Here is a 17,989-nt window from a genome sequence, read left to right on the forward strand (position 1 = left end):
GTTGCGCCAACACAGCACCACGCCGCCCTTCGCCGTTAGCAATTGCCTTGCCTCTTGCTCTCGCACCCGCTTGCCCCCTAATCGTTGGGAGATGGCGCGCCCCGCGGGGACAGGCGCGGCCAGTGCGCGCGATAGAATCCGGGTGAGGAGTGCCCTCTTGTCTTTTACCAAACCACTCTTGCTGGTTGCCGCCGCATTGCTGCTGGTTTTTCCGGCCTGGGCCCAGGATGCGGATGAGCCGGCGCTGAGCGCGGCCGATGGCAAGCTGGTGCTCGACGTGCCCGAACAGCGGCTCGCCATGCCCCTGCCCGATTGGCTCAATGCCGGCGATGTGGGCGCGGGCGATATCAAGCCATTGGTCGATTTGAGCTATACGGTCGAGAACGGCCAGGTCCGGCTCGATATCCGCCCCAAGGGCGAAACCGAAGCGGATTGGACCATGGCTTATGGCGCCCATCTGCAGCAACAGACCAGCGGCACGCTGGTCGGTTTCCGGCGCAGCGTCATGGCCGGCTATGGCCAGTCCTGCCAGCCCAATGCCATGGCATTCTTCCAGTTCGGCCAGGATGATGGCGACAATCTGGCCCCGCTGGGCTTTGCCTGCGGTGCGTTTTTCGATGGCCTGAGCGGGCTGGCCGGGCGCGGGGAGATCGCCGTGATGAGCTTCCGCAAAAGCGCCAAGGGCGTTGCCGTCTTCTACCAGACCTGGCGCGGCCCGGCCTTTGATCCAGCCCAGCCGTCAAGCTGGCCGGTCGCCACCAATGTGGTGGAGGAGCGTTCGCGCCAGCTACAGGCCGAAGTCAGCCTGACACTGGCGGATTGACGGGCGCGCAACGAGGGCCTAATGCCTCGCCATGAGCAAAGATAACAAGCCAATCGGCCCCAGCCAGCGCATGCTGCGCGTCGGCGAACTCGTCCGCCACGCGCTGGCGGCGATTTTCGCCCGCGGCGATGTCGAGGACGACGCGTTGCGCGGCTCGGTCATCACCGTGCCCGAAGTGCGCATGACCCCCGACCTCAAGATCGCCAACGCCTATATCATGCCGCTGGGCGGCATGCATGCCGAGGAAATCGTCGCGGCGCTCAATCGCCATCGCAAGTTTATCCGTGGCCGGGTCGCGCCGCAGATCAACATGAAGTTTGCGCCCGAGATGCGCTTCTACGTCGACGATACGTTCGAGGAAGCCGGCCGCATCGATTCCCTGCTTCGCTCCGACCGCGTGCAGCGCGATCTGGATGGCGATGAGGACGAGAGCCAAGATTGAGTGCCCCCAAGCGCATCAAGCGCGCGATTTCCGGCTGGGTCGTCCTCAACAAGCCCTATGACATGACGTCAACGCAAGCCGTGGGCAAGGTGCGCTGGTTGTTCAGCGCCACGAAGGCCGGCCATGCCGGCACGCTCGACCCGCTGGCCACCGGCATATTGCCGATCGCTTTGGGCGAGGCCACCAAGGCCGTGCCCCAGGTGCAGGACGGCACCAAGATCTATCGCTTCGCCATCCAATGGGGCAGCGCCACCACCACGGACGATGCCGAGGGCAGCGTGGTCGCGACTTCTGATGTGAGGCCTGGCGAAGCGGCTTTGCTGGCGGTCCTGCCGCGTTTTACCGGCACGATCCTGCAGCGTCCGCCGATCTTTTCGGCCCTCAAGATCGACGGCGAACGCGCCTATGATCTGGCCCGCGCCGGGGAAGCGGTGGAACTGGCGCCGCGCGAAATCGATGTCGATGACATAGTCCTCGTGTCTCACGGCACCGAGCATTCCGTGCTCGAAGTCACCTGCGGCAAGGGCACCTATGTGCGCTCGCTGGCGCGCGATATTGCCGAGGCGCTGGGCACACGCGGCCATGTTTCCATGCTGCATCGTGCGGCCGTTGGGCCGTTCAACGACGCCGATGCGGTGACCATCGAGCAGTTGGAGGCGCTGGACATCAGCGAGCGCGACGCGCTGCTGAAAAGCATTTCGGCTGGCTTTACCGGCCTGCCGGAAATCCGGCTCGATGCGCAACAGGCCAATGCCGTGCGGCATGGCAATGCGGTGCTGCTGACGGGGGCCGGCTCGCCCGTGTCGCTGGATGAGTGTTGGGTGAGCTTTAAGGGCGAAGTGCTCGCCACCGGTTGGGTCGAGTTCGGCCAGTTCAAGTGCCGGAGAGTGTTTAACTAACAAGAAGGCGGGGATCGCTCCCCGCCTTCCGTTCATTCCAACCAAGCCTTACAGCCCGTCCGTCACCGCATGGGTGAACGCGCCTTCGGGGGCCTTGGTGATGGCCGGATTGTCCGGTGACACGGCCGAGAGCAGAGTATCGACGGTCTGCTGGTAATCGGCCTCGTCGAGCACGCCGGTCGAGCCCTCGGTCAGCTTGTTGATTTCGCTGACCTGATAGATCTGGTCTTCCAGGGTCATGGCGCCGGTCTGATCATTATCGACCACGATCTGGGCGGCTTCTTCCGGATTGGCGCGGGCATAATCCCAGCCCTTCATCGAGGCGCGGACGAACTTGGTCATCTTCTCGACAAAGGCCGGATCGGCCAGCTTGTCTTCGAGCACATAAAGCCCGTCCTCGAGCATGCCTACGCCTTCATCGCGATAGTTGAAGACGGTCAGCTCTTCGGGCGTGAGGCCGGCCTTCAGCACCTGGCCATATTCATTATAGGTCATGGTCGAGATGCAGGCGGCCTGCTTCTGGATCAGCGGATCAACGTTGAAGGCTTGCTTCAGCACTTCGACGCCCTCGGCACCCCCTTCGGTGGAAAGGCCCAGCTTGGCCATCCAGGCATAGAAGGGATATTCATTGCCGAAGAACCACACGCCCAGCGTCTTGCCGGGGAAGTCGGCAGTGGTTTCCACCCCTGCATCCTTGCGGCAGGTCAGCAACAGGCCCGATTGCTTGAACGGTTGGGCGATATTGACCAAAGCTACGCCGCGTTCGCGGGCCGCCAGGCCCGCCGCCATCCATGTGGTGATGACATCGGCGCCACCGCCGGCAATCACCTGCTCGGGGGCAATGTCAGGCCCGCCCGGCTTGATTTCGACGGTGAGGCCCTCTTCCTCGTAGAAGCCCTTGGCCTGGGCGACGTAATAGCCGGCAAACTGTCCCTGGGTGACCCATTTAAGCTGGAGCGTCACGCTATCCTGCGCCTGGGCCCCGCCTGCTGCTGCGGCCAGCGCCATTGCACCTGCCATCGTGCCAATAAGAAGTTTCTTCATAGTCGACTTTCCCCTGAGTTTTGCCCCGCCTATGCACCGCGCACAGACGGATGCCAGAAGGTGACGCCCCGTTCCATCAGGCTAATCACCCCATAGAAGACCGATCCCGCGACAGCCGCCACCGCGATTTCGGCCCATACCATATCGACATTCATTCTGCCGACTTCGGTTGAGATCCGGAAACCCATTCCCACAATGGGCGTCCCGAAGAATTCCGCTACGATTGCGCCGATCAAGGCCAGAGTCGAGTTGATCTTGAGGGCGTTGAATATGAAGGGCCCCGCAGCGGGAAGACGCAGCTTCATAAGGGTTTGCCAATAGCCGGCGGCATAGGTGCGCATCAGATCACGCTCGATGGCTGAGGAGGCGTTGAGCCCCGCCACACTATTCACCAGCATGGGGAAGAAGGTCATGATGACCACGACCGCGGCCTTGGATTGCCAGTCAAAGCCGAACCACATGACCATGATGGGCGCGACGCCGACAATGGGCAGCGCCGAGACGAAATTGCCCAGCGGCAGAAGCCCCGATTTGAGAAAGGGCGAGCGATCGATGAGGATGGCGACGATAAAGCCCAGCCCACAACCCAGCGCGTAGCCGATCAGCACGGCCTTGAAGGTCTGCTGGAAATCGGCCAGCAGCGTCGGCACCGAATTGGTGATGCGCGCCCAGATCATCGAGGGCGGCGGCAGGATGACCTGAGGCACATTGCCGGCCCGCGTGATGACTTCCCAGGCGACGAGAATGGTGAGCCCGAAGACAACGGGAATGAACAGGCCCAGCCCGGCATTGTCGGCATAGCCCGGGGCGATGGCCTTGGAGAGCCGCTCGACGAACAGCCAGGCAAACAGCCAGGCGGCGATCAGCGCCATCCAGAAGAATGCGGGTGCTGGAGTAAAGACGCCAATGCTGGTGAGCAGGGCGACTGCGCCGAGCGCGGCAAAGGCCCCATCGGCCCATAGTCCGATCGGTACGACAAAGCGGATCAGCGACAGTGTTCCGAACACAAGAAACGCCTTGAGCAGCAGGCCGGCTTCAAGTGGCGTGACCAGGCTGAGCGCCAAAGCTGCGGCACACAAGCCCCCCACCACGAGCGCCAGATAGAATTGCAGCTGGCTCATGCCGGACGCGCCCCCATGCCTTTGTTGACGAGCCGTTCGACCAGAGCTACGGCCAGCACCAGGACGGCGGCGAGGATGGAGGCGGCGACCAGCGCGGCCCAGATCTGCACTGTCTGGCTGTAATAAGAGCCGGCGAGGAGCCGCGCGCCCAGTCCCGCCACGGCTCCGGTGGGCAATTCGCCTACGATAGCGCCGACAAGACTGGCCGCCACGCCCACTTTGAGCGAAGCAAAGAGGAAGGGCACGGACGCTGGCCAACGCAGCTTCCAGAAAGTCTGGCTGGGCGAGGCATTATAGGTATGCATCAGGTCGAGCTGGATTGCTTCGGGGCTACGCAGCCCTTTGACCATGCCGACAGCGACCGGGAAAAAGCTGAGATAAGCCGAAATGATCGCCTTGCTGATCAGCCGCGCCGGATCGGTCGGAACGCCCAATGTACCGGTAAAGACATTGAAGCCGATGACCACGATCAGCGGGGCCAGCGCCAGGATGGGGATGGTCTGGCTGGCCACGATCCAGGGCATCAGCGAGCGGTTCATCGCCTCATTGTGCACGATCAGCACGGCAAGCAAGATGCCCAGCACCGAGCCCATGGCAAAGCCGAGCGCGGTGGCCGAGAAGGTGACCCAGGCATGGAACAGCAGGCTACGCGGCTTGTTGGGCGCGACGAGCACGGTTGAATTCCACAGCTCGCCAAACACCTGATGCGCCGTGGGCAGCACGGGCTTGTCCTGGTTCCAGGTGTCGAACACGAACTGGGTGGCGGGCACATTGGTGATGTCGCCGCGGCGATAAACATCGTTCTGCCATTGGGCATTCATGCCGATCGCAGCGGCATACCAGACGGCCACGATGGCGAGCAGGACGATGAGAATGGGGAAGGTGCGGGTCATGGCATTGCACACGGCCCCATCACACCGTCTCCTCATAAGAATGCCCAGCCCGCAGTCCATCCCGAACCCTTGCGGCGATCGCCAAAAATTCCGGTGTCTCGCGGATATCGAGCGGCCGCTCGCGGGGCAAAGTACTCTCGATCACATCGGTCACCCGGCCAGGGCGCGGTGACATCACCACGATCTTGGTCGAGAGATAGACCGCTTCGGGAATCGAGTGGGTGACGAAACAGATGGTCTTTTGCGTCCGCGCCCAGAGTTTGAGCAATTCGGAATTGAGGTGATCGCGCACGATTTCGTCCAATGCGCCGAAGGGCTCGTCCATCAGCAATAGATCGGCGTCAAAGGCCAGCGCCCTGGCGATCGAGGCGCGTTGCTGCATGCCGCCCGAGAGCTGCCAGGGATATTTCTTCTCGAAGCCGGAGAGGTTCACCAGCTCCATGGTGCGCCGGATGCGCTCGGCCTGTTGGGCCTGACTATAACCCATGATCTCGAGCGGCAGCGCCACGTTCTGTTCGATGGTGCGCCAGGGATAAAGCGCGGGCGCCTGGAACACATAGCCATAGGCCCGGTCCTTGCGGGCATTTTCCGGCGTCTGCCCATTGATGGTCAGCGTGCCCGAGGTCGGCCGTTCGAGATCGGCAATGGTGCGCAAAAACGTGGTCTTGCCACAGCCCGAGGGGCCGATGAAGGAGACGAATTCGCCCTTGGAAATGGAGAGATTGACGTCGCTGAGCGCGACGACGTCCCCGTCATTGGTCTTGAAGGTGAGGCCGAGATTTTGGGCGGAGACGACGGTGGTCAAAGGAAGGCCCCCTCACCCGCTGGCTTCGCCGCGGACCTCTCCCCCGAAGGGAGAGGTGTCGCTGCGCGACAATAAAGCCCTTCTTCACCTCTCCCTGGGGGGAGAGGTCGCTGCGCAGCGGCGGGTGAGGGGGCCTTGTTCAAACTCGAAATACCCATCAAACCCCCGTCGCCGGAATGCCGGAGCGTTCGACCTTGCGCGGGGCGACGATGTCTTTCCATTGGCTGAGCGCCCGATTGACCGGGTTCTTGGCCTCGCGGCCGACGAATTTGCCATGGCCCGGCTCGGTCTTGACCTCGTTTTCAACGATCGAGACCTTGCCGCGGCTCAGCACATAGCGGGGCAAGCCGGTGACTTCGAAGCCTTCGAACACATTATAATCGATGACCGATTGCTGGGCCTGGGCCGTAATGGTCTTTTTGCGGGCCGGGTCCCAGACGATCAGGTCCGCATCGGCGCCTACCAGCACGGCGCCCTTTTTGGGATAGAGGCCCAGGATCTTGGCGATATTGGTCGAGGTGACGGCGACGAATTCGTTCATGGTCAGCCGGCCGGTATTGACCCCCGTGGTCCATAGCACCGGCAGGCGATCTTCCAGCCCGCCCGTGCCATTGGGAATCTTGGAGAAATTGCCCAGGCCATTGCGCTTCTGCGCGGTGGTGAAGGCGCAATGGTCGGTGGCGACGCAGGAGAGCGAACCGGACTGCAGGCCGGCCCAGAGCGAATCCTGATGCAGTTTGTTGCGGAACGGCGGCGACATCACGCGCCGGGCGGCATGGTCCCAATCGGGGTTGAAATATTCGCTCTCGTCCAGCGTCAAATGCTGGATCAGCGGCTCGCCATAAACCCGCATGCCCTTTTGCCGGGCGCGGCGGATGGCTTCGTGCGCCTGTTCGGACGAGACATGCACCACATAGAGCGGCACGCCGGCCATGTCGGCAATCATGATGGCGCGGTTGGTGGCTTCGCCTTCGACTTCGGGCGGACGGGAATAGGCATGGGCTTCGGGGCCATTATTGCCCTCGGCCAGCAGTTTGGCCGTCATGGCGGCAACGACATCGCCATTTTCGGCATGCACCAGGGGCAGCGCGCCCAGATCCGCGCAGCGCTGGAATGACGAGAACATCTCATCGTCATTGACCATCAGGGAACCCTTATAGGCCATGAAATGCTTGAAGCTGGTAATGCCGCGATCCACCACTTCGGCCATCTCGCTCCACACCTGCTCGCCCCACCAGGTGATGGCCATATGGAATGAATAATCGGCCGAGGCCTTGCCGGTCTTGTTGTCCCACATCTGCAGGGCTTCCAGCAGGCTCTGGTTGGGACTGGGCAGGCAGAAATCGACCACCATAGTGGTGCCACCAGCGAGGCCCGCGCGGGTGCCGGATTCAAAATCGTCGGCCGAATAGGTGCCCATGAAAGGCATTTCGAGATGGGTATGCGGATCGATGCCGCCGGGCATGATGTAGCAGCCGCTGGCGTCGAGCACTTCATCGCCGCTCAGGTTCTGGCCGATCTCGACGATGACATCGCCTTCAATCTTGACGTCGGCCTTGTAGGTCAGGTCGGCAGTGACGACCGTACCGTTCTTGATGACTTTGCTCATTTCCGTTCCCTCTGAAATGCAGGTCCCGCGCCCTCCCTCCCCTCAGAATGGGGCGCGGTCATATATTTAGCTGAAAGGCGTTACTCCACGATCTCCGCGGTTTCGACGACGGCGTGGAACAGCACATCGGCGCCGGCCGCTGCCCATTCCCTGGAGATGTCTTCGGCCTCATTGTGGCTGAGCCCGCCGACGCAGGGGCACATGACCATGGTGGCGGGCGCTACCTTGGCGGCCCAGCAGGCGTCGTGCCCGGCGCCGGAAATGATGTTCATATGGCTATAGCCCAGATCTTCGGCGGCCTTGCGGACGCGGCCGACCAGGGTTGGATCGAACGTCACCGGATCGAAATGCCCGACGGCTTCGACGGAACAGCCAACGCCCAGCTCGGCCGCGATTTCAGCGGCCTTGGCCTCGATGGCAGCGCGCATGCGATCGAGCTTGTCCTGGTCCGGTGTCCGCAGGTCGACGGTGAACAACACCGTGCCGGGCAGCACATTGCGTGAATTGGGCGAGAATTTTGCCTGGCCGACACCGGCAACCGCGCCTGGCTGGTTCTCCATGGCGATGGCCTGCACCGCCTCGATGATCCGCGCCATGGCGAGACCCGCATTGACGCGCATGGCCATGGGGGTCGAGCCGGTATGGGCTTCCCTGCCCGTCAGGGTGAATTCGAGCCACCACAGGCCCTGGCAATGGGTGACGACGCCTATTCTCTTGTTTTCGGCCTCAAGGATCGGGCCCTGTTCGATATGATATTCGAAATAGGCGTGCATCTTGCGCGCGCCCACCTCCTCGGCGCCCAGCCAGCCGATGCGCTTGAGCTCGTCGCCGTAGGTCTTGCCATCCATGTCCTTGCGGCCATAGGCGTAGTCGAGGCTATGCATGCCGGCGAACACGCCCGAGGCCAGCATGGCCGGGGCAAAGCGCGCGCCTTCCTCATTGGCCCAATTGGTGACGACGATGGGGTGCTTGGTTTTGATGCCCAGATCGTTCATCGAGCGGATGATTTCGAGGCCGGCCAAAACGCCCAGCACGCCATCATATTTGCCGCCGGTGGGCTGGGTATCGAGGTGGCTGCCGACATAGACCGGCAGGGCATCGGGATCGGTGCCCGGGCGGGTCATGAACATGGTGCCCATCTGGTCGACGCCCATGCTGAGGCCTGCCTCGTCGCACCAGCGCTTGAACAGATGGCGGCCTTCGCCGTCTTCGTCGGTCAGCGTCTGGCGATTATTGCCACCGGCAATGCCGGGACCGATCTTGGCCATCTCCATGAGGCTGTCCCACAGACGGTCGCCATTGATCTTGAGATTTTCTCCGGGGGCGGACATGGGCTTACTCGTTGGGCTGTAGAATGTTGAGGATGGTTTGCAGCACGCCCTCGGTGTTGCCGAGGATGTCATTGTTCCAGAAATGAAGCACGGCGAAACCTTCGGCACGCAATGCGCGATCACGTATTTGATCGCGCATTGATCCATGCTGGCCACCATCGGCTTCGATTATGAGCATGGCTTCACGGCAGGCAAAGTCGGCATAGTAACCGGCGATCGGGAGCTGGCGAACGAATTTGAAGCCAGCCAAGCGGCGATTGCGCAGATGATACCAGAGGCGGTTTTCCGCATCGGTCATGGATGAGCGCAGGGTGCGCGCACGGTCGATTTGGCCAGGTTGAGGACGCGGTCCCCTCACCCGCCGCTGCGCGGCGACCTCTCCCCGGCGGGGCGAGGTGAGGACTTCGACGTTCTCCGATGTATCGGTGCCTTCACCAGGCCATCCCCCCGCGTCCCCTCGCCCCTCCGGGGAGAGGGCCAGGGTGAGGGGACCGGCGCTGGTGAAAGCACCCATCATTACTTCACGCTCGGGAAGCTGAATTCCGCGCCGCCCTTGATGCCGGCGGGCCAGCGGGTAGTCACCGTCTTGAGGCGGGTGTAGAAATGCACGCCTTCGGGGCCGTAGATCGAGTGATCGCCGAACAGGCTCCGCTTCCAGCCGCCGAAGGAGTGGTAGGCGACCGGGACCGGGATGGGCACGTTGATGCCGACCATGCCCACTTCGATCTTGTCGGCAAATTCGCGGGCGGCGTCGCCGTCGCGGGTGAAGATGGCGGTGCCATTGCCATATTCGTGGTCGTTGATGAGCTTGACCGCCTCGGCATAGTCATTGGCGCGCACGACCGAGAGGACGGGGCCGAAGATCTCTTCCTTGTAGATGGTCATGTCGGGGGTCACGTTATCGAACAGCGTGCCGCCGACATAATAGCCGCCTTCATAGCCCTGGAGCGCGAAGCCGCGGCCGTCGACAACGAGCGAAGCGCCCTGCTCCACACCAGCGTCGATATAACCGACAATCTTGTCGCGGTGCATCTTGGTGACGACCGGACCCATTTCGGCATCCTTGTCGGTGGCTGGACCGATCTTGAGCGATTCAACGCGCGGCTTGAGCTTGGCGACCAGCGCATCGCCCGTCTCCTTGCCAACGGGCACGGCGACGGAAATGGCCATGCAGCGTTCCCCGGCCGAGCCATAGCCGGCGCCCATCAAGGCATCAGCAACCTGGTCGAGATCGGCATCGGGCAGGATGACCATGTGGTTCTTGGCGCCGCCCAGGGCCTGGACGCGCTTACCGGCCTTGGTGCCGCGTTGATAGACATATTCGGCGATCGGGGTCGACCCAACAAAGCTCACGGCCTTGATGTCGGGATGGTCCAGAATCCCGTCTACCATTTCCTTGTCGCCGTGGATGACATTGAGAATGCCCTCGGGCAGGCCGGCTTCCATGAACAGGTTCCAGGCCAGCATGGAAGCGCTCGGATCGCGTTCCGACGGCTTCAATATGAAGGCATTGCCGCAGGCGATGGCGGCCGGATACATCCACATCGGCACCATGGCCGGGAAGTTGAACGGGGTGATGCCGGCAACGACGCCGAGCGGCTGGCGGTCGGAATAGGAATCGATCGAAGGGCCGACATTGCGGGAGAATTCGCCCTTGAGCAATTGCGGGATGCCGCAGGCAAAATCGACGCAATCGATGCCGCGAGCGACTTCGCCCAGGGCGTCGTCATGCACCTTGCCATGCTCGCGGCTGATTTCGCGGGCCAGGTCGTCGGCATATTGATCGAGCAGCGCCTTGAACTTGAACATGACGCGGGCCCGCTTCATCGGCGGGGTATTGCCCCAGGCCACCTGCGCCTTTTTGGCGGAAGCCACAGCGTCGTTGAGTTCGCTCAGGGTCGAGAGCGGCAGCTCGGCCGAGACTTCGCCCGTGGCCGGATTGAACACCGGCACGCGGCGGCCGGTCGAGACATAGCGTTTTCCGGCAACGGCGTTTTCGATAATGTTCATCATGCAATCCCCCGCAGCACGGTGCGAATACCGTCGATCAATTCGTCAATCTGGCCCTTGGAGATGATCAGCGGGGGCGAGAGCGCGATAATGTCGCCGGTGGTGCGGATCAGGAAACCGCTTTCATAGGCGGCAAGGAAGGCCGAGAAGGCGCGCTTGGTGGGCGAACCGGCAATCGGATCTAGCTCGATGGCGCCGACCATGCCGATATTGCGGATATCGATGACATGGGGCTCGCCCTTGAGCGAATGCAGGGCATCGGCAAAATAGGGCGCCAATCCGGCGCCGCGCGTCAGCAGGTCCTCCTGCTTATAGGTTTCGAGCGTGGCGAGCGCAGCGGCCGAAGCCACCGGATTGCCCGAATAGGTATAGCCGTGGAAGAACTCGATGACATGCTCGGGTCCGCCCATGAAGGCGCCGTGTATTTCCGGCGAAACCAGAACGGCGCCCATCGGGATGATGCCATTGGTCAGGCCCTTGGCAGTGACCATGATGTCGGGCGTGACACCGAAATAGTCGGCGGCGAACGGGGTGCCCAGACGCCCGAAGCCGGTAATGACTTCGTCAAAGATCAGCAGGATACCGTGCTTTTTGGTGATGTCGCGCAGGCGCTGCAGATAGCCCTTGGGCGGGATCAACACGCCGGTGGAGCCGGCCACCGGCTCGACAATGACCGCTGCGATGGTGGAGGCATCGTGCAGGGTAATGATGCGCTCGAGTTCGTCCGCCAGGTCGAGCCCATGTTCGGGCTCGCCCTTGGTAAAGGCGTTCTTGGCGAGGTTGTGGGTATGCGGCAGGTGATCGACGCCGGTCAGCAGCGTGCCGAACATCTTGCGGTTGGTAACGATGCCGCCCACCGAAATGCCGCCGAAATTGACACCGTGATAGCCACGCTCGCGGCCGATCAGCCGGAAACGGCTGCCATCGCCTTTAACACGGTGATAGGCCAGCGCCACTTTGAGGGCCGTTTCGACCGATTCCGAACCCGAATTGGTGAACAGCACATGATCGAGCCCCTTGGGCGCGATATCGACCAGCCGATTGGCCAATTCGAACGCCTTGGGATGGCCCATCTGGAAAGCGGGGGCATAATCGAGTTCGGCGGCCTGCCTGGCGATAGCCTCCACGATCAGCGGGCGGGCATGGCCGGCATTGACGCACCAGAGCCCGGCGGTGCCATCGAGTACCTGCCGGCCGTCCGACGTGGTGTAGTGCATGTCCTTGGCCGCAACAAACATGCGCGGGGATTTCTTGAACTGCCGGTTTGCCGTAAACGGCATCCAGAAGGCGCTCAGATCGTTTGGCGCGTTACTTGTTGAGGTGGACACGATAGCCTCGCTCCCGAATTCTTTTATATGACGTTGTTGGTCATGTTTATTGGCTCTTGACGTGGGAACGTGTTACCAAGAATTTTGACCAGTTGGAAAAATGTTAGCACTCCCAAAACTTCCCGCAAGGCGAAAATGCCGCCGATCAAGTTGAAAAGCTCAGTCCCGACCGCCGCCGCCAAACGCCAGCACAAGGCCGCGGCGAAAGCGGCCACGCAGGCCAAGGAAAAACCCCGGCCGCTGACCCGGATTCAGCGGGAAAAGCAGGATATTATCCTGGAAGCGGCGCTCGACGTTTTTTCCCTGCATGGCTTCCGCGGCGCGACCATCGACCAGATCGCCGAAGTAGCGGGCATGAGCAAGCCGAACCTGCTGTACTACTTCCCCCGCAAGGAAGAGATTCACCGCCGCCTGATTTCCGAATTGCTGGTCACCTGGCTGGCGCCGTTGCGCGAAATGGATGCCGACGGCGACCCCTTCCCCGAAATCCGCTCCTATATCCGCCGCAAGCTGGAAATGGCGCGCGACTTTCCGCGCGAAAGCCGGCTGTTTGCCAATGAAATGCTGCAAGGGGCGCCGCGCATTATCGAAATGATCGAGGTTGATCTGAAAAACCTCGTCGATGAAAAGGCGGCAGTGCTGACCACCTGGATGGACCAGGGCCGCATTGCCCGGACCGATCCCTATCACCTGATCTTTTCGATCTGGGCGACGACCCAGCATTATGCCGATTTCGACGTGCAGGTGCGGGCCGTACTGGGGCCATCGCGGGGCGGGGAAGGCCGCTTTGAGGATGCGGCGCGCTATCTCGAGCAATTGTTCCTCTATGGGCTGACCCCGCGCTCCAAGCGATGATAGTTAAGCCTTCGCTTGACAGAGCGGTTCTGCCGCCCTTATGCTTAAGTTACAACTTAAGTAATGGAGGGGAAGATGACCCAGCAAGTTCATGCACATATGAGCCTTTCGCTCGATGGGTTCGGCACCGGTCTCAATCAGACCCGGGAAAAGCCGTTCGGTGACATCGAGGGTGAGCCCATGCACCGCTGGATGTTCGAGGACGCCGACAATAACCGGGCCGAGCTCGACGCTATCACCAATTACGGTGCTTTCATCATGGGCCGGAACATGTTCGCCGCGCCGGGCCCGGATGTGTGGGAGATGGAGTGGAGGGGTTGGTGGGGCCCAAATCCGCCCTATCATGCGCCGGTATTCGTGTTGACCCATTACGCACGGCCGCCGATCGAGATGGAGGGCGGCACGGTCTTTAATTTCGTAACTGAAGGGCCTGATGTAGCACTGGCCCGGGCGCGGGAGGCGGCGGGCAGCCGCGATGTCGTTGTTGCCGGCGGTGTCACCACGTTGCGGAACTACCTCAATATGGGCGCGGTCGACATGCTGCACCTGCAGATCGCACCGGTCGTGCTGGGCCAGGGCGAGCGATTGTGGGATGGGCTGACCGCGACGCTTGAACCTGCCGGCGCTCGCGCGACGCGACTCACCACCCACATGGACTATCGCGTGCTCAAACCTTGATTTAGCGAGCACTACGCGCCTTGCCAACCGGACCGAGATGGGTGGCCCCGAAGCTGTCGAGCTTGAGGCCATAGCCCAGCAGCCGGTCGGCGCCGATATGGGCAATCCAGATCGCGGCGAGACCATTGGCCCATGGGCCAATGGCCAAGCCAGCCAAAGCGAGGAGCGCGGGCGCGGCATAATTATGCACCAGATTGTAGCTCATCCCGCCAAGCCGGGCCGAGCGGAGATAGCCCAGCATGGCCAGATCGGGCACGAGGAACAGCAGGGCAAAAACCAGCCAGGACTGGCCGAGCCAGCCATAGGCCAGTGCGCCGAGAGCCAATGCGGCGAGGCCTTCAAGGCGTTGCAGCAGCATGGCATCGGTTAGTTTGTAGAGGCTGGCAGTCTTGGCGGTCATGGCGAAACCCTCGGTGGAACTGCCCGAACCTTATGCCCATTCAGGAACGAAGTAATTTATCAAATATCGATCACTTCCCATTCAAAATTGAATGTCCTGCCGTGCGGCCTATCCCGGCAAAATCATCAGAGACTGACGGCGATAACCAGCAGGAACGCGCCGGCCAAACCGGCATTCATGATGGTCGCATTGACATGGCTGGCGCGGTCGGCGCCCTCATAGTCCCAGAAATTGTGGAACAGCATGGTGGCGAGCACCACGAAAACGATGAGGGCAACACCACCCCAGACGCCGAATGGCCCGATTGCCGTCAGCGCCCCGCCGACAATCTGCAGCGCCAGCCCGATAATGGCCGCCATGCGGGGCAGAGGCAGCCCGCGTGCGGCGAGACCGGCGGTCAGGGGGCCGATATTTGCGATGTTGCGAATACCAAAAATCAGAAAGGCCCCGCCCAGCAGCAGGCGGGCCAGCAGGATGAGTGTCGAGGTCAGATCGGTCGGCATTGCATTGTCCTATGCTGAGATAAGTCCGGATAATGCTATGACGGTCGACGCTGACAGAATTCGACAGGATGGCCGTGGGAATATTCTTCGTCCGGCCAAGTTTAGTTGGTCTTGCGGGGTGGGGGATAGATGATCGGCCCAGCATATGCGGTGACCCAGCGGCTCATCGCCCCCTCGCCCCTTAGGGGAGAGGGTCAGGATGAGGGGTGCGATGCTGGTTACATCTGGTATGTGGAAGCATCGCACCCCTCACCCGCCGGCTTCGCCGTCGACCTCTCCCCTGAGGGGCGAGGTGATCCGAGTGGCTCTCCAGAATTGTGCCCTATTCCGCCGGTTCCACCGCTGGCCTGGCCATCGGATTGTTCGGATGGCTGGTCCAGTTGGCGTATTTGCCGGTGACCACACGACCAGTGCGTTCGTCCAGCGTGCCGACCGGCAGGGCTTCCATGGTGATGCAATCATCCACCGGGCAGACATTGACGCACAGGTTACAGCCGACGCATTCGTCGTTCATCACCTCGAAATAGCGCTTGCCGTCCTTTTCCTTGCTGATCGCCTGGTGCGAGGTGTCTTCGCAGGCAATGTGGCAGCGGCCGCATTTGATGCAGAGATCCTGATCGATCTTGGCCTTGGCGATATATTCGAGATCCAGATATTGCCAGTCGGTGACATTGCGCACGGCGCGGCCGGTAATGGCGTCGAGATCCTTGTGGCCCTTTTCGTCCATCCAGTTGGAGAGGCCCGAAATCATCTCTTCGACGATCTTGAAGCCATAGGTCATGGCAGCGGTGCAGACCTGCACATTGCCTGAGCCGAGGGCAATGAATTCGGCCGCATCGCGCCAGGTGGTGATGCCGCCAATGCCCGAGATGGGCAGGCCGTGGGTTTCGGGGTCGCGGGCGATTTCGGCGACCATGTTGAGGGCGATGGGTTTCACCGCCGGGCCGCAATAGCCGCCATGCGTGCCCTTGCCCGCCACGGTGGGCACGGGGGCAAAATCATCCAGGTCAACCGAGACAATCGAATTGATGGTGTTGATCAGGCTGACGGCGTCCGTGCCGCCGGCCTTGGCGGCGCGGGCGGGCTTGCGGATATCGGTGATGTTCGGCGTCAGCTTGGTGATTACTGGCATGCGCGTATATTGCTTGCACCAGCGCACGACCATTTCGATATATTCAGGCACCTGGCCGACGGCGGCGCCCATGCCGCGTTCGCTCATGCCATGCGGGCAGCCGAAATTGAGCTCGATGCCATCGGCGCCGGTTTCTTCCACCAGCGGCAGGATGGCTTTCCAGGCCTCCTCCTCGCAGGGCACCATGATCGAAGCGATCAGGGCGCGGTCGGGCCAATTCATCTTGACCTGCTTCATTTCCTGCAGATTGACCTGCAGGGGCCGGTCGGTGATCAACTCGATATTGTTGAGGCCCAGGAGGCGCCGGTCGGCGCCGAAAATGGCGCCATAGCGCGGTCCGTTGACATTGACCACAGGCGGGCCTTCTTCGCCCAGCGTCTTCCAGACCACGCCGCCCCAGCCTGCCTTGAAGGCGCGTTCGACATTATAGGCCTTGTCGGTGGGCGGGGCCGAAGCCAGCCAGAACGGGTTGGGCGATTTGATGCCGACGAAATTATTGCGCAGATCAGCCATTGGAGCCTCCGGCAAGGTAAGCGTGAATACTCTCGGCCGCGTCGCGGCCCTCGGCAACGGCGGTGACGGTCAGATCGTCGCCCCCCGTCGCGCAATCGCCGCCGGCCCAGACGCCGCGCAGCGAAGTGCGGCCCTGTTCATCGACGGCGATCTTGCCGCCGGCCAGGTCCAGTCCGCCGCCATCGCTGGCCAGGGTCTGCCCGATCGCCTTGAACACCTGATCAGCGGCTATGGTGGTGACTTCCCCGCTTTGGACCAGCTTGCCATCAACCAGGGCAGTATAGGCCAATTCGATCCCGGTGACTTTTTGGCCATCGGTGAGGACGCGCTTGGGGGCCATCCAGTGGCGGATGGTGACCCCCTTGGCGGCAGCCAGGTCCTGCTCGAACTCGGAGGCGCTCATCTGCTCCTTACCGCGGCGATAGACCATGGTCACTTCTTCGGCGCCCAGCAGCTTGGATTGCACGGCGGCATCGACCGCGGTCATGCCGCCGCCAATGACGACGACGCGGCGGCCGACGGCCAGATTGGCGAGATCAGCGGCCTGGCGTAATTCGGCGATGAAATCGACGGCATTGGCGACGCCTGCAGCATCTTCGTTTTCGGCCTGCAGCGCGTTGACGCCGCCCAGGCCCATACCGAGGAACACGGCGCTATATTTGGCCTGCAGGTCTTCGAGGGTAAAGTCGCGGCCCAAAGCCTTGTCATTCTCGATGGTGATGCCGCCAATGGCGGTGACATAATCGACTTCGCGCTGGGCAAAGCCATCGGTGCTTTTATAGGAGGCGATGCCATATTCGTTCAGGCCACCCGATTTGGGGCGGGCGTCGAACATCACGACATCATGGCCCTTGACGGCGAGGCGATGGGCGGCGGCAAGGCCGGCCGGGCCGGCGCCGACCACGGCCACGGTCTTGCCGGTCGGTTCGGCGCGCTCGAAGAACTGGGCGCCGTGGAACATGGCGATATCGGTGGCATAGCGCTGCAATTGGCCGATCTTGACCGGCTTGCCTTCGGCTTCCTCGCGCACGCAGGCTTCTTCGCAGAGCTGTTCGGTGGGGCAGACGCGGGCGCACATGCCCCCCAGGATATTCTGCTCAAAAATGGTTTCCGCCGCGCCCATCGGATTGCCGGTGGCGATTTCGCGGATGAACAGGGGAATGTCGATCGAGGTCGGGCACGCATTCATGCAGGGCGCGTCATAACAGAAATAGCACCTGTCGGCCTCGACATAGGCCTCATGCCGGTCGAGCGGCGGATGCAGGTCCGCAAAGTTCGACTTATACTGGTCGGGCTCTAGCCGGCCCGGCGCAATGCCCTGTTTGAGAACACCCTGTGCCACCTGAAATTTCCCTTGCTGCTGTATTCCCCAAGGGAAAGCTAGCGCAGCTCCAAATTTTTATCAATTGGTCAAATTATGGAATGACAAGCGCGGCAAAGCGCCGGAAAGTGGGGCTTCCGGGTCTGGCTGAGCGACGATGGCGAGACCGGCGTCCACCCCCGCCTCCCCCTGATAGAGGAGTGTGTTCATTTTGGACACTTGCAGCTGTGGCGAGATGCCGTCGGCTCTTTCCCTCCCTCCCCCTAGAGGGGAGGGCCGGGG

At 61.9% G+C, this 17,989-nt stretch carries 19 protein-coding genes; 5 read left to right on the plus strand and 14 right to left on the minus strand.

Annotated elements, in window-relative coordinates:
- Window positions 1-157: 157 nt before the first annotated feature.
- The 3 genes from FF80_RS20645 to truB are packed head-to-tail and all read left to right on the plus strand — an operon-like array spanning window position 158 to window position 2,164.
- Entirely contained in the window at window positions 158-823 is a 666-nt protein-coding gene (locus FF80_RS20645) for a hypothetical protein (protein ID WP_152558456.1), read from the plus strand.
- Between the two features lie 31 nt (window positions 824-854).
- Window positions 855-1,265 carry a 30S ribosome-binding factor RbfA gene (gene rbfA, locus FF80_RS20650; protein ID WP_035103809.1) on the plus strand — a complete coding sequence of 137 codons (411 nt, stop codon included), beginning with the start codon at window positions 855-857 and terminating at the stop codon, window positions 1,263-1,265.
- Window positions 1,262-2,164: a tRNA pseudouridine(55) synthase TruB gene (gene truB / locus FF80_RS20655; protein ID WP_035103812.1), complete on the plus strand. Its 903-nt coding sequence runs from the start codon at window positions 1,262-1,264 to the stop codon at window positions 2,162-2,164. Before rbfA ends, truB begins: the two co-directional genes overlap by 4 nt.
- A gap of 48 nt (window positions 2,165-2,212) precedes the next feature.
- Here the strand turns inward: truB and FF80_RS20660 are convergent, their stop codons facing one another.
- The 9 genes from FF80_RS20660 to FF80_RS20700 form a co-directional block, all read right to left on the minus strand.
- Window positions 2,213-3,208, minus strand: coding sequence for an ABC transporter substrate-binding protein (locus FF80_RS20660; protein WP_035103815.1), 996 nt, complete (start codon window positions 3,206-3,208; stop codon window positions 2,213-2,215).
- Window positions 3,209-3,237: 29 nt separating this feature from the next.
- Window positions 3,238-4,080: an ABC transporter permease gene (locus FF80_RS20665; RefSeq protein ID WP_035103873.1), complete on the minus strand. Its 843-nt coding sequence runs from the start codon at window positions 4,078-4,080 to the stop codon at window positions 3,238-3,240.
- 245 nt (window positions 4,081-4,325) lie between these two features.
- Window positions 4,326-5,222, minus strand: coding sequence for an ABC transporter permease (locus FF80_RS20670; RefSeq protein ID WP_035103816.1), 897 nt, complete (start codon window positions 5,220-5,222; stop codon window positions 4,326-4,328).
- 19 nt (window positions 5,223-5,241) lie between these two features.
- The gene (locus FF80_RS20675; protein ID WP_035103818.1) at window positions 5,242-6,027 is read right to left on the minus strand and encodes an ABC transporter ATP-binding protein; all 786 of its coding nucleotides are present in this window, start codon (window positions 6,025-6,027) and stop codon (window positions 5,242-5,244) included.
- Between the two features lie 157 nt (window positions 6,028-6,184).
- Entirely contained in the window at window positions 6,185-7,636 is a 1,452-nt protein-coding gene (hydA, locus tag FF80_RS20680; protein ID WP_035103819.1) for a dihydropyrimidinase, read from the minus strand.
- Window positions 7,637-7,716: 80 nt separating this feature from the next.
- Window positions 7,717-8,967: a Zn-dependent hydrolase gene (locus FF80_RS20685; RefSeq protein WP_035103820.1), complete on the minus strand. Its 1,251-nt coding sequence runs from the start codon at window positions 8,965-8,967 to the stop codon at window positions 7,717-7,719.
- A gap of 4 nt (window positions 8,968-8,971) precedes the next feature.
- Window positions 8,972-9,325 (minus strand): endonuclease domain-containing protein, encoded by a 354-nt coding sequence (locus FF80_RS22305; RefSeq protein WP_035103875.1) that lies wholly within the window; start codon window positions 9,323-9,325, stop codon window positions 8,972-8,974.
- Window positions 9,326-9,483: 158 nt separating this feature from the next.
- Window positions 9,484-10,977: a CoA-acylating methylmalonate-semialdehyde dehydrogenase gene (locus tag FF80_RS20695; protein WP_035103821.1), complete on the minus strand. Its 1,494-nt coding sequence runs from the start codon at window positions 10,975-10,977 to the stop codon at window positions 9,484-9,486.
- Window positions 10,977-12,257, minus strand: coding sequence for an aspartate aminotransferase family protein (locus FF80_RS20700; RefSeq protein ID WP_052153821.1), 1,281 nt, complete (start codon window positions 12,255-12,257; stop codon window positions 10,977-10,979). Before FF80_RS20700 ends, FF80_RS20695 begins: the two co-directional genes overlap by 1 nt.
- A 183-nt stretch (window positions 12,258-12,440) precedes the next feature.
- Here FF80_RS20700 and FF80_RS20705 point away from each other — a divergent pair, with 183 nt between their 5' ends.
- Both FF80_RS20705 and FF80_RS20710 read left to right on the plus strand, forming a co-directional pair.
- Window positions 12,441-13,160 carry a TetR family transcriptional regulator C-terminal domain-containing protein gene (locus tag FF80_RS20705; protein ID WP_081917587.1) on the plus strand — a complete coding sequence of 240 codons (720 nt, stop codon included), beginning with the start codon at window positions 12,441-12,443 and terminating at the stop codon, window positions 13,158-13,160.
- Between the two features lie 75 nt (window positions 13,161-13,235).
- Window positions 13,236-13,838, plus strand: a complete 603-nt coding sequence (locus FF80_RS20710) for a dihydrofolate reductase family protein (RefSeq protein ID WP_035103824.1) — start codon at window positions 13,236-13,238, stop codon at window positions 13,836-13,838.
- Between the two features lies 1 nt (window position 13,839).
- Here FF80_RS20710 and FF80_RS20715 read toward each other — a convergent pair whose 3' ends face one another.
- The 5 genes from FF80_RS20715 to FF80_RS22140 all read right to left on the minus strand — a co-directional run.
- Window positions 13,840-14,238, minus strand: a complete 399-nt coding sequence (locus FF80_RS20715) for a DUF4260 family protein (protein ID WP_081917588.1) — start codon at window positions 14,236-14,238, stop codon at window positions 13,840-13,842.
- 125 nt (window positions 14,239-14,363) lie between these two features.
- On the minus strand, window positions 14,364-14,741 hold the full coding sequence (locus FF80_RS20720; RefSeq protein WP_035103825.1) for a DoxX family protein: 378 nt from the start codon (window positions 14,739-14,741) through the stop codon (window positions 14,364-14,366).
- Between the two features lie 322 nt (window positions 14,742-15,063).
- Window positions 15,064-16,386 (minus strand): NAD-dependent dihydropyrimidine dehydrogenase subunit PreA, encoded by a 1,323-nt coding sequence (gene preA, locus FF80_RS20725; protein WP_035103827.1) that lies wholly within the window; start codon window positions 16,384-16,386, stop codon window positions 15,064-15,066.
- Entirely contained in the window at window positions 16,379-17,728 is a 1,350-nt protein-coding gene (locus FF80_RS20730; protein ID WP_035103828.1) for an NAD(P)-dependent oxidoreductase, read from the minus strand. The genes preA and FF80_RS20730 overlap by 8 nt, the downstream gene beginning before the upstream one ends.
- Window positions 17,729-17,788: 60 nt before the next feature.
- On the minus strand, window positions 17,789-17,989 hold a 201-nt coding region (locus FF80_RS22140), incomplete at its 5' end, for a hypothetical protein (RefSeq protein ID WP_210165231.1).

The sequence above is a fragment of the Devosia sp. LC5 genome (assembly GCF_000735585.1).
Classification (GTDB): Bacteria; Pseudomonadota; Alphaproteobacteria; order Rhizobiales; family Devosiaceae; genus Devosia.